Genomic DNA, 24,735 nt, shown 5'->3' with positions numbered 1-24,735 from the left:
AAGCGCGCAGCCCGTGGAATCTGCGCAGGATTTGATAGCAATGCGCTCAGACAAGCTTGGTCGCGGGTTTCACTTCGACGTCTGCTAAGGTCCAATGTTCCAATCGGGTTTTCGCTTTTCAAAGAACGCGGCGATCCCCTCCCGTGCTTCGGCGGTTTGCCAGCGGGCGACCAGAGCCGAGATCGAGTTGTCAATCACAGTATTGTCAATCTGCGGCCCCAGCTTTTGGACGAGGGCTTTCGCCGAAGCAACCGCCCCAGGGGCGCAGGACAGATAAGGAACAACCTCGGTCTCGACAGCATCCATCAAATGCTCGGCCGAGACGCTGCCGGACAGAAGCCCCAGATCGACCGCTTCAGCCGCATCGAACAGTCGCGCGGACATAAACACCCGCCGCGCGCGTGCAGCACCCATCCGAGCGATCACATAAGGGCCGATGGTTGCAGGGATCAGCCCAAGTCGGGTTTCGGTCAAGCCCATTTTCAACGTGTCAACTCCGATTGCCACGTCACAAACCGCCGCCAGCCCGACACCGCCACCAAAGGCATTGCCCTGCAATGCGCCGATCAGGGGCTTGGGCAGCGCATTCAACACTGACAGCATTTCGGCAAGCTTGCGGGCTTCGACAAACCGCGTCTGTTCATCGGCCTCCATCTGGGCCTTCATCCAACCCAAATCGCCACCCGCGCAGAACGTCTTGCCAGCGCCCGTCAACACAACGACGCGAACCTCGGTGTCCGAGGCCAGTTGCGTCGCTGCCAATGTCAGTTCCAGGATCATCTGCGCCGACATGGCGTTATGTTTCTCGGGACGATTGAGCGTCAGAGTGGCCACGCCGCGCGCATCTGTGGTCAGAGTGATCGTTTCGAACATGTCAACCTCATCCGCCTGTTCGCATGGACCGGGCCATCTGCGCAGCCTCATTCAAAATGTCTCGGTTCAGGCCGGTCTCGTATCCGAGGCGCTCAAGGTGTTCGGCGACATCTTCTGTCGCAACGTTGCCTTCCGCGCCCGGTGCAAAGGGGCATCCGCCCAGACCACCGACGGCCGCATCGAACACACGCACACCCAGGGTCAAAGCGACGTCCATGTTGTCGAGGGCTTTGCCGTTGGTGTTATGAAAATGCCCGGCCAACCGAGTAACCGGCACCTGCTCGCGTACTGCAAGCAACATATGCGCAATCGAATCCGGTGTTCCCTGCCCGATGGTGTCCCCAAGCGAGATCTCATAGCACCCCAAGGAAAACAACTCATCCGCAACCTCGGCGACTTTCTCGGGGGGGACCGAACCGTCATAGGGGCAATCCGTCACGCAAGAGACATATCCTCGCACCGGAAGGTCAATATGACGAGCGGCCTCGAGAATGGGTTTGAAACGCTCGATGGACTCGGCGATGGATGCGTTGACATTGGCCTTGGAAAACCCTTCGGAAGCCGACGCAAAAACCGCGATTTCGTCCGCCTTGGCCGCAAGGGCGTCTTCGTACCCTCGCATGTTGGGCGTCAGAGCGGCATACCGCATGTTGTCAGCGCGTTTGATCCCGGCCAGAACCTCTGCGCTGCCTGCCATCTGGGGAACCCGTTTGGGGGATACAAAACTTGCCACCTCTATCCGGTTGAACCCGGCACGGGACAGGCAGTCGATCAGCGCCACCTTCTTAGCCACCGGAATGTCGCGCGCTTCGCTCTGCAACCCGTCACGCGGACCAACTTCGAATATCTCGACCCGTTCGCCCATTCAGCGCTCCTCTCAACGTCATGATCTTTTGATTGCGGACAAAGCGACCCTGCCACAAACGATGTCTTTCGGACAGATCACGCCTCTTCCAACCGCACAAGTGCGGCGCCGGCTTCGACCTGCGTTCCCGCCTCGGCCAGAACTTCGGCCACAACGCCGTCCCGTGCCGCCAGCAAAGAGTGTTCCATCTTCATCGCCTCGAGGATGGCCAGCCTGTCACCTTCCTGCACGGCCTGCCCGGCCTCGGCAAAGACCGCTTTGACCAGCCCCGGCATGGGGGCTTCGATCACGTTGGTGTCGCCTGTGGCTCCGGCATCGCGGTCCAATGGATCGACAGTTTCGAAACGCACCCCATAGTTCTGGAACACGGTGATCTGGGACCCCGCGATTGATACCTGCGGCATCGGACGACCGTTAATCAGCCATTGGTCCTGAACAAGATGCGCGTCGATCTCCTTGTCGCCCACACGCCAAACCTGCCTGTCCGGCCCAACGACCTGAACATCCAGATCTATTTGCTGCTCATCCAGCCTGAGTTGCACCGCTCGGTGCAACGGCGCCCACAAGGTAAACCCGGTTTCGGCCTTTGGGTTCAGCAAGTCCAGCGCCGCCATCGCTGCCGCTACCAAAGAGTCGTCTGTAGCCGCGGATTCCTGAACCAGAACATCGGTATCGCGACCGATCAATCCGGTGTCGACGTCACCCGCAGCAAATCCGGAATGGCGGGTCAATGCCCCCAGAAACGCCAGGTTGGTGACGGTTCCTGCAACCTCCGTTCGTTCCAGGGAACGGGCCAGGGACTGCAACGCCACAGAGCGCGTCGGTCCGTGCGTGATGATCTTGGCAATCATCGGGTCATACCATGGGCTGATCGTGTCCCCGGCGCGGACACCGCTATCGGCGCGACACCCGTTGGGGAATTTCAAATGTGTCAGTTTTCCCGTTGCGGGCAGAAAGCCCTTGGGCACATCTTCTGCATAAAGCCGCGCCTCGAACGCGTGCCCGTTGATCGAAAGCTCATCCTGTTGTTTCGGAAGGCGTTCTCCGGACGCCACGCGCAGCTGCCATTCGACAAGATCGACACCCGTAATCGCCTCAGTCACCGGGTGTTCCACCTGCAGGCGCGTGTTCATCTCCATGAACCAGAACCGGTCTGGCCGCAGCCCGTCCGAGGCATCGACGATAAACTCGACCGTTCCCGCGCCCTTATATCCAATCGCCTCAGCCGCGCGCACACCGGCCTGCCCCATCGCCGCGCGCATCTCAGCCGTCATGCCGGGCGCCGGGGCCTCTTCGATCACCTTCTGGTGTCGCCGCTGGAGCGAGCAGTCGCGTTCGAACAAATGCACCGCATGGGTGCCATCGCCGAACACCTGAACCTCGATATGGCGCGGCTTGGCGACGAACTTCTCGACCAACACCGCGTCGTTACCAAAGGCCGTACGGGCCTCACCCCGCGCACTGTCCAGTGCAGCAGCAAAATCCTGCGGTCTTTCGACAAGGCGCATGCCCTTGCCGCCGCCGCCCGCAACCGCCTTGATCAGGACCGGATAGCCAATGGTGTCCGCCGCGCCCGCCAGATGCTCGGGGTCCTGATTTTCACCGTGATACCCCGGAACAACTGGCACACCCGCCTGCTCCATCAACACCTTGGCTGCGTCCTTGAGGCCCATTTTGCGGATTGCCTCCGATGAAGGTCCGATGAAGGTCAAGCCGGCGGCCTCGACCGCATCCACAAAATCTGGATTTTCGGACAGAAACCCATAGCCGGGATGGATCGCCTGCGCCCCCGTATCCAGCGCAGCCTGAATGATCACATCCCCCTTCAGATAACTCTCAGCCGGAGCCGCGCCGCCGATATGCACGGCTTGATCCGCCAACTGCACATGCTTGGCTGAGGCATCCGCATCGGAATACACAGCCACACAGGATACGCCCATCTTCTGAGCGGTCTCGATCACGCGGCAGGCAATCTCACCCCGGTTGGCAATCAGAATTTTATTGAACATCAATTCTCTCCGCCAAATCCTCTACCAGCCGGAACCGTTCGCAGAGCAATTCCATTTCGGGATCAAACCCGCCATTTCGTTCGAAATACCGGCGGTGATCTTCGCGCCACCCCTCAAGCGTCTCATTCTCGCCCTCGGCCAACGCGAAATCCTCGGTCACATCGCAATAACGGCAGATCGAAACCTCAACCGTTTCGATCACCAGCGCCGGACGGTCGTCCCAATCCAAAGCGATATCCCTGCGCCCCACAACCGGCGTGTCTGCGCTGCCTTCGGGGTAATCCCGCAAGGCACCACAGGTTGCCGTTTTCTTGCCTGCACGCACCAAATTCAGCAGTTCAGCGCTCAGCGTTGCATTATCGCCAAACTTGAAGGTCTGCGCACCGGGATAGCGTGAGATCAGTTGCCTAAGGTCTTCGCTCATGAAAGCCCTCTAAGTGTTCGAACTGTTGTTTCGTGCAGCGCCTGTGCATCTGGCATAGGTAAATCGGTCAATATTGCACCATTAGGAGAGACTTTTTTACCCATGAGGCAGGAGCGATCTCGAATAGCTGGCTCACTGAGGGCTAAAATCAAAGCCTCACCGAGCTCAGTTTCTATGCGCTCGCCCTCTATTGGTTCTCCGACAACTCCCGTGAGCCAAAGCACAGTGCCTTCGCCGGTAATTAAGAACACATCCTGAACTTTTCCAGAAAACGCCATGCTCACATCCTGAACACGCCGAAACGTGTCTCCTCAATCGGTGCGTTCAGCGCGGCACTCAGCGACAAGGCCAGCACATCTCGGCTTTTGCGCGGGTCGATGATGCCGTCATCCCACAGACGGGCCGAGGCATATAGCGGGTGCGATTGTTCCTCGAACATCTCCTGCGTCGGGCGTTTGAAATCGGCTTCTTCTTCAGCCGACCACGTACCGCCCTGCCGTTCGATCCCATCGCGCTTGACGGTGGCCAGCACGCCTGCCGCCTGCTCACCGCCCATCACCGAAATCCGCGAATTCGGCCATGTCCACAGGAACCGCGGCTGATACGCCCGCCCGGCCATGCCGTAGTTCCCGGCTCCGAATGACCCGCCCACCAGCATGGTGACTTTGGGTACCGAGGTCGTCGCCACCGCCGTAACCATTTTGGCCCCATGCCGCGCGATGCCTTCGTTTTCGTATTTCCGGCCCACCATGAAGCCCGTGATGTTCTGCAGAAACACCAGCGGCGTTTTGCGCTGAGAACACAGTTCGACAAAATGCGCGCCCTTCTGAGCGGCCTCGGAAAACAGCACGCCATTATTGGCGATGATCCCGACCGGGCAGCCTTTGACATGGGCGAACCCGGTCACCAATGTCTCACCGAACCGAGGCTTGAACTCATCGAACCGGGACCCGTCAACCAGCCGCGCAATCACCTCGCGGATGTCATAGGGCGTGCGCAGATCAGCAGGCACAACACCAAGAATCTCTTCAGGGTCATAAGCTGGCTCCTCGGGTGCCTCGAACTGTAGGCCGGGCTTCAGCCCGGCACCCCCCAGCGACCCCACAGCCCGCCGCGCCAGTGCCAGCGCATGCGCGTCATCCTCGGCTAGATAATCCGCTACACCAGACAATCGCGTGTGCACGTCACCGCCACCCAGATCCTCGGCCGTAACAACCTCCCCGGTCGCAGCCTTGACCAGAGGCGGCCCGGCCAGAAAGATCGTCCCCTGCTCCTTCACGATGATCGTGACATCCGACATCGCGGGCACGTAAGCGCCACCCGCCGTGCAAGACCCCATCACCACAGCGATCTGAGCGATCCCCTTCGCGCTCATCCGCGCTTGATTGTAGAAGATGCGGCCAAAGTGGTCGCGGTCGGGGAACACCTCGTCCTGATTGGGCAGGTTGGCCCCGCCGCTGTCGACCAGATAGATGCAGGGCAGATGGTTTTCCTCGGCAATCTCCTGCGCGCGAAGGTGTTTCTTGACCGTCATCGGATAGTACGTGCCGCCCTTTACGGTAGCGTCGTTGCAGACCACCATGACCTCGCGCCCCTGCACCCGTCCGATGCCTGCGATCACCCCGGCGCAGGGCGCGGCGTTGTCATACATCCCATGCGCCGCCGTCGCGCCGACCTCCAGAAACGGAGACCCCGGGTCCAACAGGTTCGCCACCCGACGACGCGGCAGCATCTTGCCACGGGACACATGCCGGTCGCGGGATTTCTCACCGCCACCCATCCGAGCCGCTTCGGCAGCGGCAGAGATGTGCGCCAGCGCGTCGAGATGGGCAGCGCGGTTGGCTTTGAAGCCCTCAGATGTGGGTATGGCTTTGGATGTGAGTTTCATGATTGTGCAATCTCATTCCCGGTCAAAAACCATATGGCTAACTTCGCAGGGTAAGGAACTCTGGTCCGTTCTGCGAATTGGCTACTTTATCGCGCTTCGACAAACCCGCCCAATTCCGCATGAAGCGCCTGCATTTGCATGAGTGTCAGTCGGGATTTGCAATCATCTACGACTGCGAAGTAACCAGACTTAACGGCGTTCCAAGTTGCTTCAATCTCGCACATCGCATCTCGGTACGCGATCCAAGACCTTTGCGCTGCTCTCAACATCTCTTCGCTCTCTGCAACGCGATCAGGGCCATACGCGTTGTTTTTCGCAGCCGCCAAATATATGGGATATAACTCATTGAGTTTATCGTCGATTTCCACGAACGCGATGTGGCTGCAATACTGTGCTCCTCCCGCCGCGCCGAGGTGGCCTGTGAACAGGTAGCAGCGGCTCAGTGACTGTTGGAAACACTTGTGTTGGTCTGAATATTCCCATTTGAAACACTCAGCCAAGTTCAGGTGCAGTTCAGGATCGAAATCATTAATCGATTGCAACGGCTGTGCGAAAGCTGCCGTAGAGAAGACACCGAAGGCACTGAAAACTATGGCAGAAACTAGAGCTCTCATTTTTTTTCCTTGTTGGATTGATAAGCAACGGAGAGATATGTTGCTGCGTCCAAAGCATCAATTCCCTCCCGGGCCGAAAAGTCCCTTTCCTTACGCGCCCGCGCCTTCAGTTCCTTACGGATCACCTTGCCCGTTACCGTCATTGGCAGTTCCTCCAAAAACGCCACCTCGCGCGGGTAGGAGTAATGCGCCAGTCGGTCCTTGACCCAATCCTGCAACTCGACCTCCGCCGCTTCGGCACCCGGCTTCAACACAACATAGGCCTTCACGATCTCGGTCCGCAGCGGGTCGGGCTTGCCAACCACACCAACCGTCGCCACAGCCGGATGAGTCAGCAGGCAATCCTCGATCTCGGCCGGGCCGATGCGGTATCCGGCGGAGGTGATCACATCGTCATCCCGGCCCACGAAGCGCAGATAGTCGCCCTCCCACACGCCACGGTCTCCGGTGATCAGCCAGTCACCGCGGAATTTCTCAGCGGTTGCCTCGGGCCGGTTCCAGTATTTCAGCAGCATCGAGGCCGAGCCGCGCCGGATGGCCACATCTCCCTCTTCGTCGGACGGTTTTCCGTCACGGTCGATCACCGCGACCTCATGCCCCGGAACCGGTTTGCCGATACAGCCGGGCTGAACCGGGAAATCCTCGGCACAGGAAGAGGCCACCATGTTGCATTCGGTCTGGCCGTAAAACTCGTTGATCGTCAGGCCAAACGCTTGCTTGCCCCAGGCCAGCATCTCAGCCCCCAGCGGTTCGCCCCCGGATGCAACAGATCGCAGACCGGGGATTGTCTGGTTTGCCGCTTTGAGCATCCGCAGCGCGGTGGGCGGGAAGAATACGTTCCGCACGCCTCCCCGCGCGATGACATCGGCACAGGCCGCTGGCGTGAATTTGTCGAGCCGCGAGGCGACCACGGGGATACCCAGCGCAAGTCCGGGCATCAGCACGTCAAACAGCCCCCCGATCCATGCCCAATCGGCGGGTGTCCACAGGCAATCGCCCTTCCGCAAGTGGTTATGGCTGATCGATACGCCCGGCAGATGGCCGGTCAGAACCCGATGCCCATGCAATGCACCTTTTGGGCTGCCGGTGGTGCCGGATGTGTAGATCAGCACCGCCGGGTCCTCGGGCCCGGTCTCCGCGAAGGGCACCGGATCACCATCCATCGCAATCTCATCAACCAGAAGCGGCAAGGCCAGATCGCCGACCAACGCGGCCCCTTCAGCATCGGTCAGAACAAATTTCGCACCTGCATCCCCGACCCGAGAGGCCAGCGCGTCCCGCTTGAAGAGCTTGAACAACGGAACCGAGATCGCACCGATCTTCCAAATCGCCAGATGCGCCGCGGCGCACCAGGGCGATTGGCTGAGCAGCACGCCCACACGCTCACCCGACTGAACCTGTTGCAGCAGCGCGCGCGCAAGACCATCGACCATTCCATGCAATTCGCCAACGGTGATCGCCCGGTCCATGCCATCCGATAGATCCAGAATCGCGGTCTGCTCGGCAGGATGCGACAGGCATTGCCGTGCCATGTTCAGCCGATCCGGGATCTCCCAGCTGAAATCGGGGCGCAAGCCCGGTATGACCTCAGCGGGACGCATGGACATTATCCTTAATTTTGCAATGGCTTAACCAAGTCACACCTTCCGCGCCAAACGTAACGGCTTGATGCAGATCAGGGTACTGCCGCGAGGGAGCGGTCACAAAACATGCATCAACAGACCCAGAGGCATGGATATGACTAAGAAACTCGCTGCATTGACCCTTTCGGCCGCGCTCGTCGCGCTGGCCGCGCCGGCTTTTGCCCAATCGCAGGGTGACTGGACCGTAGGTATTGGTGTTGGCTACCTTGACCCGAAATCCAACAACGGAACGTTGGCCGGCCTGGATGCCGAGATCGACTCCGACACGCGCCCGATTTTCACTGCGGAATACTTCATTCGCGACAACCTGGGCATCGAGTTGCTGGCAGCTACGCCGTTCAAGCACAACATCACTCTGGGCGGCTCGACCGATGCCGGCAGCGTCAAGCACCTGCCTCCGACGCTGTCGCTGAACTACCACTTTCCGACCAACAGCGCATGGAAGCCTTATGTCGGTGCCGGTTTGAACTACACGGTCTTCTTTGACGAAGACTCTCCGTTGGGGGACTTGAAAGTCGACAATTCCTTCGGCGTTTCGGTTCAGGCCGGACTTGATTACATGGTCAGCGATCGTGGCGCGGTACGTCTGAACCTGCGTTGGTTCGACATCGACTCGGACGTTGAGCTGAACGGCACCAAGATCGGCAAAGCCGAAATCGACCCCATTCTGGTTGGCCTGTCCTACGTTCATCGCTTCTGACCCTTTTTGATCGTAGTCGCCTTGCAGGCCATGCCTGCAAGGCGGCCTTTCAGACCATCGCGCTCATCATTTCGCGGCCGATCAGCATCCGTCGGATTTCGCTGGTGCCCGCGCCAATTTCCATCAGCTTTGCATCGCGGAATATCCGGCTCACCGGCGCATCCGACAGGAACCCGGCCCCACCCATCGCCTGGACCGCCTGATGGGCCTGCGTCATCGCCTGTTCCGAGGCATAGAGACAGCACGCCGCCGCATCCTGTCGGGTCACATCGCCCCGGTCGCAGGCTTTCGCGACTTCGTAAACGTAGGCCCGCGCCGAGTTCATTGCGGTATACATGTCCGCGATCTTGCCCTGCATCAGTTGAAAGCTGCCAATGGCCTGGCCGAATTGTTTGCGCTCGGCCAGATAAGGCATGATTTCGTCAAGGCAGGCGGCCATGATGCCCGTCCCAATTCCGGCAAGAACCACGCGCTCATAGTCCAGCCCGGACATCAAGACTGCCACACCGCGGCCTTCTTCACCAAGAACGTTTTCGAATGGAACCTCAACATCCTCGAAGATCAGTTCCGCCGTGTTCGACCCCCGCATTCCAAGTTTGTCGAAATGAGGCGAGGTGGAAAAGCCGTTCATTTCCTTCTCGATCAAAAATGCGGTTATTCCCTTCGATCCGGCGTCGGGATCGGTCTTGGCATAGACGACCAGCGTATCGGCATCCGGCCCGTTGGTGATCCAATATTTGTTCCCGTTTAAGCGATAGTGGTCATTGCGCTTCTCGGCGCGCAGTTTCATCGATACCACGTCCGAACCAGCCGAGGGTTCCGACATTGCTAGGGCACCGACATGGTCGCCGGATATCAGACGGGGCAGGTACTTTTGCTTTTGATCTTCTGTCCCATTCAACTTGATCTGGTTCACGCAAAGGTTGGAATGCGCACCGTATGACAAGGAAACCGAGGCCGAGGCCCGCGCGACCTCTTCTACCGCAACCGTGTGCGCCAGATACGACATCCCCGCGCCGCCATATTCTTCGGGCACGGTGACACCCAACAGGCCAAGATCGCCCATCTCTTTCCAAAGTTCATTCGGAAACGCGTTAGAGGCATCAATTTCGGCTGCAATCGGCTTGACGCGATCCTGGGCCCAACGATGCACCATTTCGCGCAGGGCGTTCACGTCCTCACCCAAATCAAATTTCATTGTCGCTGAGAACATACGCGTGCCCCTCCCTGCATTAATGAACAAGCGTTCAATAAATAGATAACAGCGAATCTCTGCGCGGTCAATCTTGGGACGTTCCCACGAAAACAAATGCAAAACGCCGCTTGAAGAAGCGGCGTTTTTAGGGATCGAGCGTGCGCCAAAGGCGCACTCCGTTACATTACGACTGGTAGACGGCCCCGACCTCAGCCCGAATGATGCGGGCGATCAATCGGCAATCCTCAAGCGAAAAGGTCAACGGCACGCGCATGTCCATGATGCCCGTGAGAATGCGGTCGCTGACCGGCATGCGTTCGCTTTCGGCATACCGCCAGCTGTCATAGCGCGAGGTAAACCCGGTCGGTTCTGCACCGCCGAACCATTTCAGCTCGACCCCACGGGCGGCACAACGTTGGATCACTTCGGCGATACGTTCGGGAAGCCAATCCAGCAAGAGGAATTGGATGGACGACCCGACATAAGTCTCGTCCTCGGGCCGCTCCACAATTGTCAGGCCCGGCGTACCACGCAATCCGTCCTCAAGGGTCGCATAGCGCTCGTTCCATCGCGCTACTTGCTTTTCCAGATCTCGCAACTGCGGACGCAGGATCGCAGCCCTAAGATTGTCCATGCGCCCCGAAACATTGGGCGTTGTGTATTTGATCCGCTCGAATACGTCGGGGCCCGGCGCAGCCAAGTGACGTTCGTACAGCATGTAGGACCCCGAAAGCATTGTTGCCTTGGCTGCCAACTCCGCGTCATCCGTAATCAGCAGACCGCCCTCGCCCGAATTCACGTGCTTGTATGTCTGACAGGAAAAACAGCCGATCGCGCCCTGTCGGCCTGAAAGCTGCCCGCGCCAAGCCGCACCCATCGTATGCGCACAGTCTTCGATGACGACGACGTTGGCGGCATCGCACATCTCCATCAACCGGTCCATGTCACACAGATGTCCACGCATGTGGCTCAACATCAGTACCCGTGCGCGATCGAGTTTTGCCTGCAGATCCTCCAGATCAATTGTCAGACTTTCCGTTACACCGACAAACACTGGCTTTCCGCCGACCGAGGCAATCGCGCCCGGCACCGGCGCCAATGTAAACGCGTTGGTCAGCACGGAATCGCCGGGTTGAACGCCAACAGCCCGCAAGGCGGTTGCCAGCGCATAACCGCCGGAAGATACCGCCAGACAGTATTTCGCGCCCATTTGGGCCGCGAATTCCTGTTCCAGCAGCGCGGTTTCCCCAACCTCGCCCGAGGCCACGTTATAGCGATGCAGCCGACCGTGACGCAGCACGGCCATAGCTGCGTCGATGGCGTCCTCGGGAATGGGTTCTTGCTGCGTGAAGCTGCCGGTGAATGTCTCGGTCATGCGCTTTTTCTGAGGCGGCAAACCCGTTACGTCAAGGCTTCACGCCGCCGCACCGATCAGATCGGGCACCAATGTCGGCAGGTCATCGAAATGATGCAGCAAAGCCTCGGGTTCCAAAGCGGCCATATCATCCCCCGCCGGTCCGAATGTCACCAGAACAGATGGGACGCCCGCAGCACGCGCCGTGTTCCGATCCGTATCCGAATCCCCGATCAAGACGCACAACTCTGGGTGCCCGCCGGCGCGGCGCGCGGCCTCGCGCAGGGGTTCAGGGTCGGGTTTCCGCACCGGCAGGGTGTCGGCGCCGACCAATGATGCGAACTGATCGCGCACGCCCATGCGGGTCAAAAGCAGATCGGCCAAACCTTCAGGTTTGTTGGTGCAAATTCCGACACCATAGCCAGCAGCCTTCAGGCTGTTCACCGCCTCAAGCGCGCCGGGATAGAACTGGGTATGCGTGTCGATATCTTGCTCGTACACGTCAAGAAACACGGGATAGAAGGCGTCAACCGTTTCGGGATCGTATGCGCCCACCCGTTTCAAACCGTGCGACAGCATCATGCGTGCACCGCGCACCGCCACGGCCGCATCTTGTTCGCGATCCAGCACGTCGCCATGCCCCATCTGGCGAAAACAGTGATTGGCGGCTGCCAGCAAGTCGCCGGACGTATCCGCCAGCGTACCATCCAGATCAAAAATCACTGTCCGCATTTTGCCCCTCGCTCGGCAGATTTCCGCCATCCTGTGTTGCAATCGGCAATCTTCTTTGATTGCCGAACCGCTTGCGCGTTTGACCCCAGCGGATAAAACGGACTGCGACAAAACAAAAGAGAAAACAAATTTATGAGCATTGCCCTTGTCATCCTGGCTGCCGGAAAAGGCACGAGGATGAATTCCGATACTCCTAAGGTTCTGCACCCGATTGCACAGACGCCGATGTTGGTTCATGCCATGCGCGCCGGTGGGGCGCTTTCGCCTGAACGCACAGTGATTGTTGCCGGCCACGGTGCCGACCTTGTGGCCAAAGCCGTGACCGCAGAGGACGAGACAGCCCAGATCGCCGTTCAGGAAGAACAGCTTGGAACGGCTCACGCCGTCGCTCAGGCCCGCGATGCTTTGGCAGGGTTCAAAGGTGATGTCATTGTCCTTTACGGGGATACGCCCTTTATCGACCCGGCAACGCTGGAACGCATGATCGAGGCCCGGAAGTCCTTTGATCTGGTCATGCTGGGGTTTGACATTGCCGAGGTGCAACCGCGGTATGGTCGGCTGATCATGGATGGCGACCGGTTGGTCAAAATCGTGGAGTACAAAGACGCCACAGAAGAGCAGCGAGCCATTCGATTTACCAACAGCGGATTGCTCGCCTGCGATTCAGAATTGCTGTTCGATCTGATCGATCAGGTCAGCAACCAGAACGCCTCAGGCGAATACTACCTAACCGAACTGGCCGCGCTGGCCAATGCGCGAGGATTGAAAGCAACCGCGATCAAGTGCGATGAAGCCGAAACACTGGGTGTCGATTCACGCGCCGATCTGGCAGCAGCGGATGCCGACTATCAGGCCCGCGCCCGGGCGGCGCTTTTACAACAGGGTGTCACCCTGATGGACCCCAAAACGGTCTTTCTGTCAGCCGACACCGTGATTGGCCGTGACACCGTAATCGAACCTAATGTGGTGTTTGGACCGGGTGTCACTGTTGAAAGTGGTGCCACGATCAGGGCATTTTCGCATCTGGAGGGTTGCCACGTCAGCAAAGGTGCCGTTGTCGGACCCTATGCGCGGCTGCGGCCCGGTGCAGAACTTGCCGAGAATGTTCGCGTCGGAAATTTCGTCGAGATCAAGAACGCCGAGATTGCTGAAGGGGCCAAGGTCAATCACCTCAGCTACATAGGCGATGCCGCAATTGGCGCGGCTTCGAACATTGGTGCAGGCACCATCACCTGCAACTACGATGGGGTGATGAAGCATAAAACCACGATTGGTCAGAACGTGTTCGTCGGATCGAACACGATGCTGGTCGCCCCTGTCACGGTCGGCGACAACGCGATGACGGCAACCGGCACGGTTGTGACCAGGGATATCGAACCAGATGCCTTGGCCGTTGCCCGCGCAAAGCAGGAAAACAAGCCCGGCTATGCGCGCAAACTCTTTGAAATGCTACGGGCGAAGAAGGCTCGCCGCGATAAAGGAGCCTAAGTTATGTGTGGAATTGTTGGTGTTTTGGGTTCGCACGAAGCGGCACCTATCCTGGTCGAGGCATTGAAACGTCTTGAATACCGTGGTTACGACAGCGCGGGTATTGCGACGGTCAACGACGGCACGCTGGGCCGCAGACGGGCCGTTGGCAAGCTGGTCAACCTCAGCGACCTACTGGTGCATGACCCCTTGCCGGGGAAATCCGGGATAGGTCACACGCGTTGGGCCACGCATGGCGCGCCTTCCGTTACAAACGCCCACCCGCACAAGGCAGGGCCGGTGGCCGTCGTGCACAATGGCATCGTTGAAAACTACCGCGAACTGCGCGCCGAACTGGCCGAACATGGTGTCAATTTTGTTACCGAAACCGACACGGAAACTGTCGCGCTGCTGACCGAGCATTTCATGCGTTCTGGATTGTCTCCGGTCGAGGCCGCCTTCAAAACGATCGATCAATTGGAAGGTGCCTTTGCGTTGGCATTTCTGTTCGACGGTGAAGATGACCTGATTGTCGCGGCAAGAAAGGGCTCGCCTCTGGCCATCGGGCACGGAGACGGTGAGATGTATGTGGGCTCGGACGCGATCGCGCTGGCCCCGCTCACCGACCGCATCACCTACCTTGAAGAAGGTGATCGCGCCGTTCTGACCCGCACCTCGCTTGAGATCCGTAACGAGGCGGGTGAGCTTGCAAACCGCGAAACGCACCAGATCAAGCTTGAACATGCCCGCGCCGACAAAGGTGAACACAAGCATTTCATGGCAAAAGAAATCGCCGAGCAGCCGGTCGTGGTCGCCGAAGCGATCCGATCTTACCTGCCCGCCAATGGCAATGAGGTGGTTCTGCCCGGTGCAGGGATCGACTTTACCAAGCTTGATCGCCTGACGATGGTCGCATGCGGCACCGCCTTCTATGCATGCCTGACAGCAAAATACTGGTTTGAACAACTGGCCGGGATGCCCGTCGAAGTCGATATCGCCAGCGAGTTCCGCTATCGTGAGCCACCGATCCCCGAACGGACATTGGCCATGTTCGTCAGCCAGTCAGGCGAAACCGCCGATACGCTGGCTGCACTGCGCTATTGCGAGGGCAAGGCGGATAAAATTGTCTCGGTTGTGAATGTACCCGAGAGCTCGATCGCGCGAGAAAGCGACTTGGCCCTGCCAATCCACGCGGGCGTTGAAATTGGCGTGGCGTCGACCAAGGCGTTCACCTGCCAGTTGAGCGTTCTTTTGATGATGGCACTCAAGGCAGCGTCGGACCGTGGGACCCTGACGGCGGACGAGATTGCCGATCATGCTGCCGCGCTGCGCGGTCTGCCTTCGGTGCTGAATACAGCGCTGGATCAGAATCAGGCCATCCGAACTTCGGCGCAACGCCTGTCCGAAGCTCGCGATGTCCTGTTCCTTGGCCGCGGCCTTATGTATCCGCTGGCGATGGAAGGCGCGCTCAAGCTGAAAGAGATCAGCTATATCCACGCCGAAGGCTATGCTTCGGGCGAATTGAAGCATGGCCCAATCGCCTTGATTGACAAACATATGCCAGTGGTCGTCATGGCCCCCAAGGACGCGGTTTTCGACAAGACCGTTTCGAACATGCAAGAGGTCATGGCGCGCAAGGGCAAAGTCATACTTGTTTCGGACGATGACGGCATTGACGAAGCTCAGGACGGGGTTTGGAGCACGATCCGCATGCCGCATGTCCACCCCAGCCTCACACCGATCCTGTATTCGGTGCCAGCGCAGCTGCTTGCCTATCACACGGCGGTCGCGAAAGGCACGGATGTGGATCAGCCACGCAATCTGGCGAAATCCGTGACGGTGGAATGACCCGGAATATCGAAACCGAGTTCTTTCTGGATCAGATCCGCGCGCACGCGGATGCTTTACGTGCCGAACAGGCCGCAGCCTATCACAAGAATGCCCGGACGCATCTGGGCGTGCCAAACCCGATCCTGAACGATCTGACGAAAGCGTGGCGGCAGGATCTGGACATTGATCAGCGCGTCTTTCTGGCACGCGCCCTGTGGCAAACAGACATTCACGAGGGGCGTCTTGCCGCTGCGAAGCTTTTGACGCAGGCGCGGATCAGACCGGATCAGGCGGTCTGGGACCTCTTGCAGTCCTGGCTGCCAGATTTCGACGCGTGGGCTGTCGCCGATCATGCCTGCATGGCGATGCAGAAACGGCTGGTTGCCAATCCCGAACGATTGGATCAGGTCGAGTCGTGGACAGAATCCGCGCATATGTGGACCCGTCGCGCCGCATTGGTCGCAACCCTTCCTTGGACCAAACAAAACCACCCCAAGCCCGATGACCTTCAACGCCGTGATCGTATCTTAGGTTGGGCAGCCGATTATGTGCCGGATCAAACCTGGTTCATCCAGAAAGCGATCGCATGGTGGCTGCGCGAACTGTCGAAACACGATCCTGAACGGGTCATTGCCTTCCTCAAAAGATACGGCAACGACATGAAGCCGTTTGCCCGCAAAGAAGCCGGAAAGTTCCTGCGCGATCAGTTGGAATAGACCTCCAACTCCACCAGCTCGTCAAATGGCACCAAAAGGGCGCGCATCGCGTCCAACGACAGCCGACTGCCGCTGCCTTCCGCTCCGGGTCCCGGCACAAGTGTGATATAGGCCTGCGCGCCTGTTCTTGGAACAACGACACGGCCGGTCATTTCGACCTCGACCAATGACGTCTCAAGCCATCGTCCCGGCGTCGTTGGATCACCCAACCCGGCCACCGTTTTACGCGGACCATTCCAGCCCACCGCCGATGACGCTGCAACGGGTTCGGGCGCCGTTTCAACCTCTGTCGCCTGAGGCTGGGCATCTGTTTGCGGCTCCGCACCACCAAAAAGTCGATCAGACGTGGACCGAACGGTTTCGCATCCGGCCAAAAGAAAGCAAAATCCCAGTAAAGCTAATCTCATACGGGAAATTTACCCCGGTGCGCCCACTTGTGCCAGTGCAAAGCGCAGTTCACCCTTGCCGGTGCCCACCTGCCGCTTTACGTATGGGCCATGACTGCTCCGCTCATCGACCCGTTTGCCCGCGCCATCACCTATCTCCGCGTCTCCGTTACGGACCGCTGCGATTTCCGCTGTGTCTATTGCATGTCCGAAAACATGACCTTCCTGCCCAAAAAGGATCTGCTGACGCTGGAAGAACTGGACCGCATGTGCTCGACCTTCGTGAATTTAGGCGTGCAGAAACTGCGGATCACCGGGGGCGAGCCGCTGGTTCGCCGCAATATCATGATGTTTTTCAACAGCATGACCCGGCACCTGGACAGCGGCGCACTGAAGGAACTGACGCTGACAACCAACGGCTCGCAGTTGCACCGCTTCGCCGATGACCTTTACGCAGCCGGCGTGCGCCGCGTGAATGTCTCGCTGGATACACTGGACGAAGATAAGTTTGCAAAGGTCACGCGGTGGGGACGTCTGAAACAGGTTCTGAACGGCATTGATGCGGCACAAAGGGCGGGTCTGCGTGTCAAAATCAACGCGGTTGCCTTGAAGGGGTTTAATGAGCCTGAACTGCCCAAAATCACGGAATGGTGCGCGGAACGCGATATGGATCTGACGTGGATCGAGGTCATGCCCATGGGCGACATCGGCAACGAGGATCGGCTGGATCAGTATTGGTCGTTGAAGGACGTGCGCCGGGAATATGAAAAACACTATTCCGTTACCGATCTGGCCGAACGCACAGGCGGTCCCGCGCGCTACGTGCGCCTTGAGGAGACGGGGCAGAAAATCGGTTTCATTACGCCGCTGTCACATAACTTCTGTGAAAGCTGCAACCGCGTCCGCCTGACCTGTACCGGCGAGCTTTACATGTGTCTCGGGCAAGAGGATATGGCAGACCTGCGCGCGCCGCTGCGCGAACATCCCAACAGCGAAAAACCGTTGGAGGATGCGATCCGTGCCGCGATCAATCTCAAGCCCAAAGGTCATGATTTCGACTATTCCCGCCAGACCGTCGATGGCCAGATGACCCGTCACATGAGTCATACGGGCGGGTAACATGTCCGGGCAGACGGATCGCCCCACGCTACTTTACAAACTATACTGCGGGCTGACGTCCATCATTGGACCGGTTGCCTGGCGAACAGTGCGGAGAAAACTAGAGACGGCAGGCGTATCCCCTGAAAGGCAAAAAGAGCGGTTGGGCTATCCCAGTCAACCGCGACCCAAAGGCCGCCTCATATGGTTTCACGCAGCCAGCGTCGGTGAAAGCCTTTCCGTCCTCAGTCTCATCAATCGTTTGGGCGATCGCCTGCCGGATGCCGAGTTTCTGATCACCTCGGGCACGCCAACGTCAGCTGCGCTGATCGAAAGACGAATGCCCCCTCGCACGCGCCACCAGTTTCCACCGCTGGATACCGGCGGACCTGTTCGCAGGTTTCTGGATCACTGGAGGCCGGATGCCGGTGTTTTTGTGGAAAGCGAAATCTGGCCGCGCCTGATCGTGGAGAGCGCCAATCGCGAAATCCCCCTCGCCCTGTTGAACGCGCGTTTGTCCGACAAATCCGTCGAGGGGTGGCGGAACCGCCCAAAGACGGCGCGCTTTCTTCTGGGCAAGTTTCGGCTGTTTCTGACGCAGAACGAAAAAACCGCCGCCAATCTGATCGCAATGGGGGCCAAAAAGGAACGGGTGCATCCCGGCACCAACCTCAAAGCCATGTCCGACCCATTGCCGGTTGACGAAAAGGTACTTGGCACCATACGCAAACAGATCGCACACCGCCCAGTCTGGATCGCCAGTTCCACCCATCCCGGCGAAGAAGAGGCTGTTCTGGCCGCACACAGGCAATTGCTGAAACAATGGCCCGACCTGTTGCTGATTTTGATCCCGCGCCATCCCGAACGCCGGGACGACGTCGTGGACCTGGTGCGCAACTCGGCGCTCGAATTCGCACTTCGTAGCGCGAAACAGGACATCATCACAGATACGCAGGTCTACATTGCGGACACGCTGGGTGAGACAGGTACATGGTACGCTTTATGCCCCATCGTATTTCTGGGCGGCTCGCTCAAGGAAATTGGTGGGCACAATCCATTCGAACCGGCACAGGCGCGGGCTGCAGTCATCACCGGACCGGGCTATTTCAACTTTGCCGAAACCTTCGCGCCGTTGATCAAGTCCGGTGGCGCTGTCGAAGTGCAAGACAGCACGGGGCTGGCGCAAACGGTCGCGCAATGGCTGTCGGATTCTGCCGCGCTTGATGCCGCCCGCGCTGCGACGCAATCATGCGTAAACACGCAAGAAACCGCGCTGGACGATGTCATCCGCGTTCTGTGTCAACAACTCGATCTGAAAAAAGTCACGGATCCAATTTCATCTGGCTAAAAATATCCCGGGGGTGTGGGGGCAGAGCCCCCACGAGCCGTTACATCAAGCGGCAGGCATCCGCTGTTCAACGATCTCTGCCCACCAGCTGCAACCAGCCGGAATGGCTTCGTCGTTAAAGTTGTACTCCGGGTGATGCACCATGGCCGTGTCGCCATTACCAACCAGAATGTAAGCGCCGGGACGCTCCTCCAGCATGAAGGCGAAATCCTCACCCCCCATGACCAGCGGCGCGTCTTCACAATCCCCAGACACTGAACGGGCCACTTCGGCGGCAAAATCGGTCTGTTCGTCGCTGTTCACCATCACCGGGTAGCCGCGGATATAGGTCACATCCGCCGTGCCGCCGAAGGTTGCCGCTACTCCGCTGCAAATCTCGTTGATCCGTTGCTCCGCAAGGTCACGCATCTCTTTGCTCATGGTGCGTACCGTGCCTTTGATCTGCACGGTCTGCGGAATCACGTTGAACGCCTTCGAGGACGTTTCAAACGACGTGACAGATACAACCACCTGATCAATCGGGTCGGCATTGCGGGACGCGATGGTCTGCAGGGCCAGAACCGCCTGCGCTGTCATCACGGTCGTGTCCACGGTCTCCTGTGGCTTCGCGGCATGTCCGCCACGTCCTTCAAAGGTGATGTCAAACTGATCGGTTGCAGCAAAAAACGAACCGGGGCGGATCGAGAAGCTGCCAACCGGTTTGCCGGGCCAGTTGTGCATGCCATAGACCTCTTGGATATTCCAACGGTCCATCATGCCATCTTCACACATTTCGCGGCCTCCGCCGCCGCCTTCCTCGGCGGGCTGGAAGATCACTACAACCGTGCCATCGAAATTACGCGTCTCGGACAGGTATTTCGCAGCCCCCAACAGCATCGCTGTGTGCCCGTCATGACCGCAGGCATGCATCGCCCCATCGGTTTTCGAGGCATAGTCCAGACCCGTCGCCTCATGGATCGGCAACGCGTCCATATCGGCGCGCAGACCAATCACTTTGCCTTTGCTGTCGGATTTGCCTTTGATCACTCCCACAACGCCGGTGCGACCGATCCCGGTCACAACCTCATCGCAGCCAAATTCCTTCAGTTTGTCTGCCACCAACGCGCTGGTGCGGTGCGTTTCAAACAGAATCTCTGGATTTTCGTGGATATCCCGTCGCCATGCGGTGATCTCATCCTGCAATTCGGCAAATCGGTTCTTAACTGGCATGTCTTCTTTCTCCTAATTCAAGCCGCCGGCATTCGGCGCTCGACCATTTCAGCAAACCACGAGCACCCCATCGGGATGATCTCGTCGTTGAAATTGTATTCGGGGTGGTGCAGCCCGGCGCTGTCGCCGTTGCCCAGCACGATGAAAGCGCCCGGACGCTCCTCCAGCATGAACGAGAAATCCTCGCCGCCCATCACCATCGGAGCCTCGATGCAACTGCCGCCAACCGAAACCGCAGCCTCAGAGGCATAGCCGGTTTGTTCCTCGGCATTGATCGTCACCGGAACCCCGCGTTTGTAGTTTACGGTTGCTTTTCCTCCGAAGGTTTGCGCGATACCCTGGGCAACCTCGGTCAGCCGCTTTTCGACGAGATCGCGCATATCATTCGAATGGGTCCGCACGGTCCCCCGCACCTGGGCAGATTGCGGGATCACGTTGAACGCTTTCGAGGACGTCTCGACGGACGTCACAGACAAGACCGCCTGCAAAATCGGGTCGGCGTTGCGGGACACGATGGTCTGCAAGGCAACGATCAACTGCGAGAGCATCACCGTGGTATCAATCGTCTCCTGCGGTTTCGCTGCATGACCGCCATGACCTTCCAGATGAATGTCGAACTCATCTGCCGCCGCCAACAGCGGACCGGACCGAATGGCAAACTGCCCTGTGGGAACGCCGGGCACATTATGCATTGCATAGACTTCCTGAATGCCAAATCGGTCCATCAGGCCGTCCTTGCACATGGCCTCGGCCCCATTGCCGCCCTCTTCCGCGGGTTGGAAAATCACGATCGCCGTGCCGTCGAAGTTCCGCGTCTCGGCCAGATACTTCGCGGCCCCCAGCACCATCGCCGTGTGCCCGTCATGGCCGCAGGCATGCATCGCGCCTTCGGTTTTTGAGGCATAGTCCAGCCCGGTCTGTTCCTGCATCGGCAGCGCGTCCATGTCCGCGCGCAACCCGATCACGCGGCCCTGCGTATCCGTTTTCCCCTTGATCACACCGACAACACCCGTCCGGCCAATCCCGGTGACAACCTCATCGCAACCGAACTCTTTCAGCTTTTCAGCAACCAGCGCACTTGTGCGATGCGTGTCATACAGAATCTCGGGATGCTGATGAATATCCCGCCGCCAACCCGTTATTTCGTCGTGCATTTCGGCAAGCCGGTTTTTGATAGGCATCTGATCCTCCCAAATCAGGTGACGGGCAATCGTCGTTCCACCAGTTCAGCAAACCAGCTGCACCCGGCGGGAATGGCGTCGTCGTCGAAGTTGTATTTCGGGTGATGGCACATGGCCGTGTCACCGTTTCCGATAAAGATGTAGGCTCCGGGCCGTTCTTCAAGCATGTAGGCAAAATCTTCTGACGGCATGATGGGATCGGTGCTGTCGTTCACCTTGCCCGCCACAGCCTGCGCTGCTTCGGCGGCATAGATCGTTTCATCGTCCGAATTCACCGTCACCGGATAACCCGGCGTCCATGTCACGTGCGCAGAGGCACCGAAGGCCGACGCGGTGTCTTCGGCAATCCGACGCACACGGTCTTCGGCAATCTTGCGGTATTCCGGGTCCAGTGTGCGCACAGTCCCCTGTAAACGCACGGTATGCGCAATCACGTTTGAGGCAACGCTGTCTGTCACAAATGTGCCCACGGTCAGAACCACCCGTTTGATCGGATCAACGGTTCGCGAAACAACCGATTGCAAGGCCACGACAATATGCGATGCCACCAGCGTTGTATCGACTGCATCATGCGGCGCGGCAGCGTGGCCGCCTTTGCCGGTGACCACGATCTCAAACTCATCAGACGACGCCAGCAACGCGCCCGGCCGGATGGCGAATTCACCCACCGGAAGACCCGGCATGTTGTGCATGCCATAGACTTCCTGAATGCCCCACCGCTCCATCAAACCGTCCTGACACATGGCCAGCCCCCCTGCCCCGCCTTCCTCGGCCGGTTGAAAGATCAGCACAACGGTGCCGTCAAAATTCCGGGTCTCGGCAAGATACTGCGCCGCGCCCAGCAACATCGAGGTATGACCGTCATGTCCGCAGGCGTGCATCTTGCCCGAAACGGTCGAGGCATAGTCCAGCCCGGTTGCCTCTTCGATCGGCAAGGCATCCATATCGGCACGCAGGCCAATAACCCGGCCCTTGGTGTCTGTCCGGCCCTTGATCACAGCAACAACACCGGTTTTACCGATGCCGGGCGTGATCTCGTCGACCCCAAATGCTGTGAGACGATCTTGAACAAATGCGGCGGTCTCGTGAACATCGTACATGAGTTCGGGATGAGCATGCAGATGGCGACGCCACTTGGTGATCTCACCGTGCATTTCGGCAAGACGGTTTTTGACAGGCATGTGCAATCTCCCTTTCAGCGCCGAGAAAGATCAGTTTTTCAGTCGCTCGACCAATTTTTCCATGAACGCGTGTCCCGCGTTGAACTGTTCAATAGTTATAAATTCATTCGGTTGGTGGGCCTGCGCAATATCGCCGGGACCACAAATTACGGCCGAGTATCCCGCCTCCTGAAATTGGCCGGCCTCGGTACCATAGCTGACAACATGCGAGGCGTTGTCGCCGGTCAGTGAGCGCACAAGGGCCTCTGCCTCGCCGTCTTGCTCCGGTGCCAATCCAGGGATTGAGAAATTTTCAGACACATCAATTCGCGCTTCGGGATGCACCGCCTTCATTCGCGCCTCGACCGCGCGCACTTGTTCAAAATAAGCGTCGCGCCACCCGGCTTTCTGCTGGCCGGGCACCGTCCGGAAATCCATCATGAACCAGCAGTCTTTCGCAGTGATGTTATGCGCAGTCCCGCCGTCGATCATCCCGACATGGACGGTCGTCCAAGGGGGGTCGAACATCGCGGCAATATCGGTCGGTTTGGCCGTCCTGTTTTGGGCGTTCTGTTCGTTGGCCCAGTTGATCAGCGGCGCGGCCTCCATGATCGCATTGACGCCCGTATGCATGATCGAGCTGTGCACTTCGAACCCGACGATATGCGTGTCATATCCGAAACCGCCCTTGTGGCCGGTGACGGCTTGCATCGTGGATGGCTCACCTACGATGACCGCTGACCCTTTGGGAAGTACTTTCTGCATGGCTTGGATCATCGGCGGCGCGCCGGTACAGCCGACTTCTTCGTCAAAACTCAACGCCAATTGCAGGGGGCGTTTGATGCCGGCATATTGGGCTTCGACCAGCGCCCAAATCGCCAGAGCGTCAAAGCCTTTCATGTCACACGTCCCGCGACCGAAATACTTGCCATCCCGTTCGGTCACGACAAAAGGGTCGGTGTCCCATGGCTGACCGTCGATAGGCACGACATCCGTATGCCCAGACATGACGACCGCGCCTTCTTCCCAAGGCCCGACATGAGCAAAGACCGCGGCTTTGTGCGGTTGATCCGGGTCCGGCCAGATATGGGGTTCGATCCCATGAGATTTGAGATAGCTCGCAACCCAGTCAACCAACGGAAGATTGGTGTCGCGACTGACGGTCGGAAACGACACCAACTGATCCAGAATATTCTTTGGCGACAATCTCATAGCAATCTCTTGACCCGGACTAACCCACCCAATGCTCTTCAATCCACTTCGCGGGTTTGATGAAGTGGCGCAAATACCTTAACCCGTTTTTTTCAGTCGACTTTCGGTCATGGCGCGCTGCCCAATAGGTGCCCAGCGACCCTGCGGTGTGTCGATGCGTCCAGCGACCCTGAACAGCGTTTTCAGGATCGTTGGCCCCGGCAAAAATAACGACCCTTGCACGCTTCGGCAGTTTCGGGGTCATCACAAGGTTCAAAGGGAACGTCCAGACGCAATCATGGCTGAACTGTTGCACCGCCCAGCGCGGGTAGAACTTGACGCCACCGGGTGCGTTCTGCGTGACATACCGCTGCTCAAACCGGAATTTTTCGGCGATTTTCTGAGGGTCTTCGCGGAACGCCCGCTGCATCGGTGCCAGCTTTCCCACGGGGAAGCGAAACAACGAGGTCTGGCCCAGCCGCTCGAACGGTGTGGTTGGGTTTCGGGCCATCACAACATCGTCTTCTTCGCCAATTTCGAAGAACAGATCCAGCGACCCGGTAATGACGATGTCGAGGTCCAGGAACAGAACCGGGCCGCTGAGTGCGCCCAGCTTTTCGCTCCAAAGACGGGACTTTGGCCATTTTCCGATAACGCCGACGGGCATTTCATAGTCGACTTCGGGCAGATCCTCGCACAGGACCTCGGGGCGAACGCCTTCACGCGAATCCGTGAAGCAGGTAAAGGTGAAAGGTGGCGTTATGTTCCGAGCCACCATTCCATATAACCGATTGATATAATTCGGCCCGTACTTGGTGCCCCAGTTAATGCAGATAATTTGCTTCTTCATAG

Annotated in this window: 23 protein-coding genes; 6 read left to right on the top strand and 17 right to left on the bottom strand. The window is 58.6% G+C overall.

Annotated features, from left to right (window positions below; all coding sequences use genetic code 11):
• Positions 1-84 precede the first annotated feature (84 nt).
• The 8 genes from RA28_RS05060 to RA28_RS05025 form a co-directional block, all read right to left on the bottom strand.
• Positions 85-873: a crotonase/enoyl-CoA hydratase family protein gene (locus RA28_RS05060; protein ID WP_039525858.1), complete on the bottom strand. Its 789-nt coding sequence runs from the start codon at positions 871-873 to the stop codon at positions 85-87.
• Between the two features lie 7 nt (positions 874-880).
• Complete coding sequence (locus tag RA28_RS05055; RefSeq protein WP_039524238.1) at positions 881-1,738, bottom strand: hydroxymethylglutaryl-CoA lyase; 858 nt, start codon at positions 1,736-1,738, stop codon at positions 881-883.
• Positions 1,739-1,815: 77 nt separating this feature from the next.
• Positions 1,816-3,747: an acetyl/propionyl/methylcrotonyl-CoA carboxylase subunit alpha gene (locus tag RA28_RS05050; RefSeq protein WP_039524235.1), complete on the bottom strand. Its 1,932-nt coding sequence runs from the start codon at positions 3,745-3,747 to the stop codon at positions 1,816-1,818.
• Positions 3,737-4,171 (bottom strand): ASCH domain-containing protein, encoded by a 435-nt coding sequence (locus tag RA28_RS05045; RefSeq protein ID WP_039524233.1) that lies wholly within the window; start codon positions 4,169-4,171, stop codon positions 3,737-3,739. Before RA28_RS05045 ends, RA28_RS05050 begins: the two co-directional genes overlap by 11 nt.
• Positions 4,168-4,449: a hypothetical protein gene (locus RA28_RS05040; protein WP_039524231.1), complete on the bottom strand. Its 282-nt coding sequence runs from the start codon at positions 4,447-4,449 to the stop codon at positions 4,168-4,170. Before RA28_RS05040 ends, RA28_RS05045 begins: the two co-directional genes overlap by 4 nt.
• Positions 4,450-4,451: 2 nt before the next feature.
• Entirely contained in the window at positions 4,452-6,059 is a 1,608-nt protein-coding gene (locus RA28_RS05035) for a carboxyl transferase domain-containing protein (RefSeq protein WP_039524229.1), read from the bottom strand.
• 86 nt (positions 6,060-6,145) lie between these two features.
• Positions 6,146-6,673 carry a lysozyme inhibitor LprI family protein gene (locus RA28_RS05030; RefSeq protein WP_039524227.1) on the bottom strand — a complete coding sequence of 176 codons (528 nt, stop codon included), beginning with the start codon at positions 6,671-6,673 and terminating at the stop codon, positions 6,146-6,148.
• Positions 6,670-8,274 (bottom strand): AMP-binding protein, encoded by a 1,605-nt coding sequence (locus RA28_RS05025; RefSeq protein ID WP_082029763.1) that lies wholly within the window; start codon positions 8,272-8,274, stop codon positions 6,670-6,672. The genes RA28_RS05030 and RA28_RS05025 overlap by 4 nt, the downstream gene beginning before the upstream one ends.
• Positions 8,275-8,410: 136 nt before the next feature.
• Between RA28_RS05025 and RA28_RS05020 the strand changes: the two genes are divergently transcribed.
• Entirely contained in the window at positions 8,411-9,016 is a 606-nt protein-coding gene (locus RA28_RS05020) for an OmpW/AlkL family protein (RefSeq protein ID WP_039525853.1), read from the top strand.
• Between the two features lie 49 nt (positions 9,017-9,065).
• Here the strand turns inward: RA28_RS05020 and RA28_RS05015 are convergent, their stop codons facing one another.
• The 3 genes from RA28_RS05015 to RA28_RS05005 form a co-directional block, all read right to left on the bottom strand.
• Positions 9,066-10,229 carry an isovaleryl-CoA dehydrogenase gene (locus tag RA28_RS05015; protein ID WP_039524226.1) on the bottom strand — a complete coding sequence of 388 codons (1,164 nt, stop codon included), beginning with the start codon at positions 10,227-10,229 and terminating at the stop codon, positions 9,066-9,068.
• 166 nt (positions 10,230-10,395) lie between these two features.
• A complete protein-coding gene (locus tag RA28_RS05010; protein WP_039524225.1) occupies positions 10,396-11,586 on the bottom strand; it encodes a DegT/DnrJ/EryC1/StrS family aminotransferase in 1,191 nt (396 codons plus the stop codon).
• Between the two features lie 39 nt (positions 11,587-11,625).
• Positions 11,626-12,297 carry an HAD-IA family hydrolase gene (locus tag RA28_RS05005; protein WP_039525850.1) on the bottom strand — a complete coding sequence of 224 codons (672 nt, stop codon included), beginning with the start codon at positions 12,295-12,297 and terminating at the stop codon, positions 11,626-11,628.
• Between the two features lie 132 nt (positions 12,298-12,429).
• On the opposite strand from RA28_RS05005, the gene glmU reads away from it, so the two are divergent.
• The 3 genes from glmU to RA28_RS04990 are packed head-to-tail and all read left to right on the top strand — an operon-like array spanning position 12,430 to position 16,310.
• Complete coding sequence (glmU, locus tag RA28_RS05000; protein ID WP_039524224.1) at positions 12,430-13,785, top strand: bifunctional UDP-N-acetylglucosamine diphosphorylase/glucosamine-1-phosphate N-acetyltransferase GlmU; 1,356 nt, start codon at positions 12,430-12,432, stop codon at positions 13,783-13,785.
• A gap of 3 nt (positions 13,786-13,788) precedes the next feature.
• Positions 13,789-15,612 (top strand): glutamine--fructose-6-phosphate transaminase (isomerizing), encoded by a 1,824-nt coding sequence (gene glmS / locus RA28_RS04995; protein ID WP_039524222.1) that lies wholly within the window; start codon positions 13,789-13,791, stop codon positions 15,610-15,612.
• Positions 15,609-16,310, top strand: coding sequence for a DNA alkylation repair protein (locus RA28_RS04990; protein ID WP_039524220.1), 702 nt, complete (start codon positions 15,609-15,611; stop codon positions 16,308-16,310). The genes glmS and RA28_RS04990 overlap by 4 nt, the downstream gene beginning before the upstream one ends.
• On the opposite strand, the gene RA28_RS04985 is transcribed toward RA28_RS04990, so the two are convergent.
• The gene (locus RA28_RS04985) at positions 16,298-16,717 is read right to left on the bottom strand and encodes a hypothetical protein (protein ID WP_039524218.1); all 420 of its coding nucleotides are present in this window, start codon (positions 16,715-16,717) and stop codon (positions 16,298-16,300) included. The genes RA28_RS04990 and RA28_RS04985 overlap by 13 nt on opposite strands.
• Before the next feature lie 90 nt (positions 16,718-16,807).
• On the opposite strand from RA28_RS04985, the gene moaA reads away from it, so the two are divergent.
• Positions 16,808-17,815: a GTP 3',8-cyclase MoaA gene (moaA, locus tag RA28_RS04980; protein ID WP_039524216.1), complete on the top strand. Its 1,008-nt coding sequence runs from the start codon at positions 16,808-16,810 to the stop codon at positions 17,813-17,815.
• A gap of 1 nt (position 17,816) precedes the next feature.
• The gene (locus tag RA28_RS04975) at positions 17,817-19,142 is read left to right on the top strand and encodes a 3-deoxy-D-manno-octulosonic acid transferase (protein ID WP_039524214.1); all 1,326 of its coding nucleotides are present in this window, start codon (positions 17,817-17,819) and stop codon (positions 19,140-19,142) included.
• 45 nt (positions 19,143-19,187) lie between these two features.
• Here RA28_RS04975 and RA28_RS04970 read toward each other — a convergent pair whose 3' ends face one another.
• Genes RA28_RS04970 through RA28_RS04950 form a run of 5 tightly spaced genes read right to left on the bottom strand, consistent with a single transcriptional unit; the run spans position 19,188 to position 24,733 of the window.
• Positions 19,188-20,351, bottom strand: a complete 1,164-nt coding sequence (locus RA28_RS04970) for a M20 aminoacylase family protein (RefSeq protein WP_039524213.1) — start codon at positions 20,349-20,351, stop codon at positions 19,188-19,190.
• A 17-nt stretch (positions 20,352-20,368) separates the two neighbouring features.
• Positions 20,369-21,532, bottom strand: a complete 1,164-nt coding sequence (locus tag RA28_RS04965) for a M20 aminoacylase family protein (protein ID WP_039524212.1) — start codon at positions 21,530-21,532, stop codon at positions 20,369-20,371.
• Positions 21,533-21,546: 14 nt separating this feature from the next.
• Positions 21,547-22,713, bottom strand: a complete 1,167-nt coding sequence (locus RA28_RS04960; RefSeq protein WP_039524211.1) for a M20 aminoacylase family protein — start codon at positions 22,711-22,713, stop codon at positions 21,547-21,549.
• 30 nt (positions 22,714-22,743) lie between these two features.
• A complete protein-coding gene (argE, locus tag RA28_RS04955; RefSeq protein WP_039525847.1) occupies positions 22,744-23,910 on the bottom strand; it encodes an acetylornithine deacetylase in 1,167 nt (388 codons plus the stop codon).
• A 13-nt stretch (positions 23,911-23,923) separates the two neighbouring features.
• Positions 23,924-24,733 (bottom strand): hypothetical protein, encoded by an 810-nt coding sequence (locus RA28_RS04950; protein WP_039524210.1) that lies wholly within the window; start codon positions 24,731-24,733, stop codon positions 23,924-23,926.
• Positions 24,734-24,735 lie beyond the last annotated feature (2 nt).

The organism is Ruegeria sp. ANG-S4 (assembly GCF_000814005.1).
Taxonomy (GTDB): Bacteria; Pseudomonadota; Alphaproteobacteria; order Rhodobacterales; family Rhodobacteraceae; genus Ruegeria.
This window is presented reverse-complemented; position numbering and strand designations above follow the sequence as displayed.

Bases quoted from the DNA above. Each gene is read 5' to 3' on its own strand.
- RA28_RS05060 (WP_039525858.1), bottom strand. From the start codon at position 873: ATGTTCGAAACGATCACTCTGACCACAGATGCGCGCGGCGTGGCCACT.
- RA28_RS05055 (WP_039524238.1), bottom strand. From the start codon at position 1,738: ATGGGCGAACGGGTCGAGATATTCGAAGTTGGTCCGCGTGACGGGTTG.
- RA28_RS05050 (WP_039524235.1), bottom strand. From the start codon at position 3,747: ATGTTCAATAAAATTCTGATTGCCAACCGGGGTGAGATTGCCTGCCGC.
- RA28_RS05045 (WP_039524233.1), bottom strand. From the start codon at position 4,171: ATGAGCGAAGACCTTAGGCAACTGATCTCACGCTATCCCGGTGCGCAG.
- RA28_RS05040 (WP_039524231.1), bottom strand. From the start codon at position 4,449: ATGGCGTTTTCTGGAAAAGTTCAGGATGTGTTCTTAATTACCGGCGAA.
- RA28_RS05035 (WP_039524229.1), bottom strand. From the start codon at position 6,059: ATGAAACTCACATCCAAAGCCATACCCACATCTGAGGGCTTCAAAGCC.
- RA28_RS05030 (WP_039524227.1), bottom strand. From the start codon at position 6,673: ATGAGAGCTCTAGTTTCTGCCATAGTTTTCAGTGCCTTCGGTGTCTTC.
- RA28_RS05025 (WP_082029763.1), bottom strand. From the start codon at position 8,274: ATGCGTCCCGCTGAGGTCATACCGGGCTTGCGCCCCGATTTCAGCTGG.
- RA28_RS05020 (WP_039525853.1), top strand. From the start codon at position 8,411: ATGACTAAGAAACTCGCTGCATTGACCCTTTCGGCCGCGCTCGTCGCG.
- RA28_RS05015 (WP_039524226.1), bottom strand. From the start codon at position 10,229: ATGTTCTCAGCGACAATGAAATTTGATTTGGGTGAGGACGTGAACGCC.
- RA28_RS05010 (WP_039524225.1), bottom strand. From the start codon at position 11,586: ATGACCGAGACATTCACCGGCAGCTTCACGCAGCAAGAACCCATTCCC.
- RA28_RS05005 (WP_039525850.1), bottom strand. From the start codon at position 12,297: ATGCGGACAGTGATTTTTGATCTGGATGGTACGCTGGCGGATACGTCC.
- glmU (WP_039524224.1), top strand. From the start codon at position 12,430: ATGAGCATTGCCCTTGTCATCCTGGCTGCCGGAAAAGGCACGAGGATG.
- glmS (WP_039524222.1), top strand. From the start codon at position 13,789: ATGTGTGGAATTGTTGGTGTTTTGGGTTCGCACGAAGCGGCACCTATC.
- RA28_RS04990 (WP_039524220.1), top strand. From the start codon at position 15,609: ATGACCCGGAATATCGAAACCGAGTTCTTTCTGGATCAGATCCGCGCG.
- RA28_RS04985 (WP_039524218.1), bottom strand. From the start codon at position 16,717: ATGAGATTAGCTTTACTGGGATTTTGCTTTCTTTTGGCCGGATGCGAA.
- moaA (WP_039524216.1), top strand. From the start codon at position 16,808: ATGACTGCTCCGCTCATCGACCCGTTTGCCCGCGCCATCACCTATCTC.
- RA28_RS04975 (WP_039524214.1), top strand. From the start codon at position 17,817: ATGTCCGGGCAGACGGATCGCCCCACGCTACTTTACAAACTATACTGC.
- RA28_RS04970 (WP_039524213.1), bottom strand. From the start codon at position 20,351: ATGCCAGTTAAGAACCGATTTGCCGAATTGCAGGATGAGATCACCGCA.
- RA28_RS04965 (WP_039524212.1), bottom strand. From the start codon at position 21,532: ATGCCTATCAAAAACCGGCTTGCCGAAATGCACGACGAAATAACGGGT.
- RA28_RS04960 (WP_039524211.1), bottom strand. From the start codon at position 22,713: ATGCCTGTCAAAAACCGTCTTGCCGAAATGCACGGTGAGATCACCAAG.
- RA28_RS04950 (WP_039524210.1), bottom strand. From the start codon at position 24,733: ATGAAGAAGCAAATTATCTGCATTAACTGGGGCACCAAGTACGGGCCG.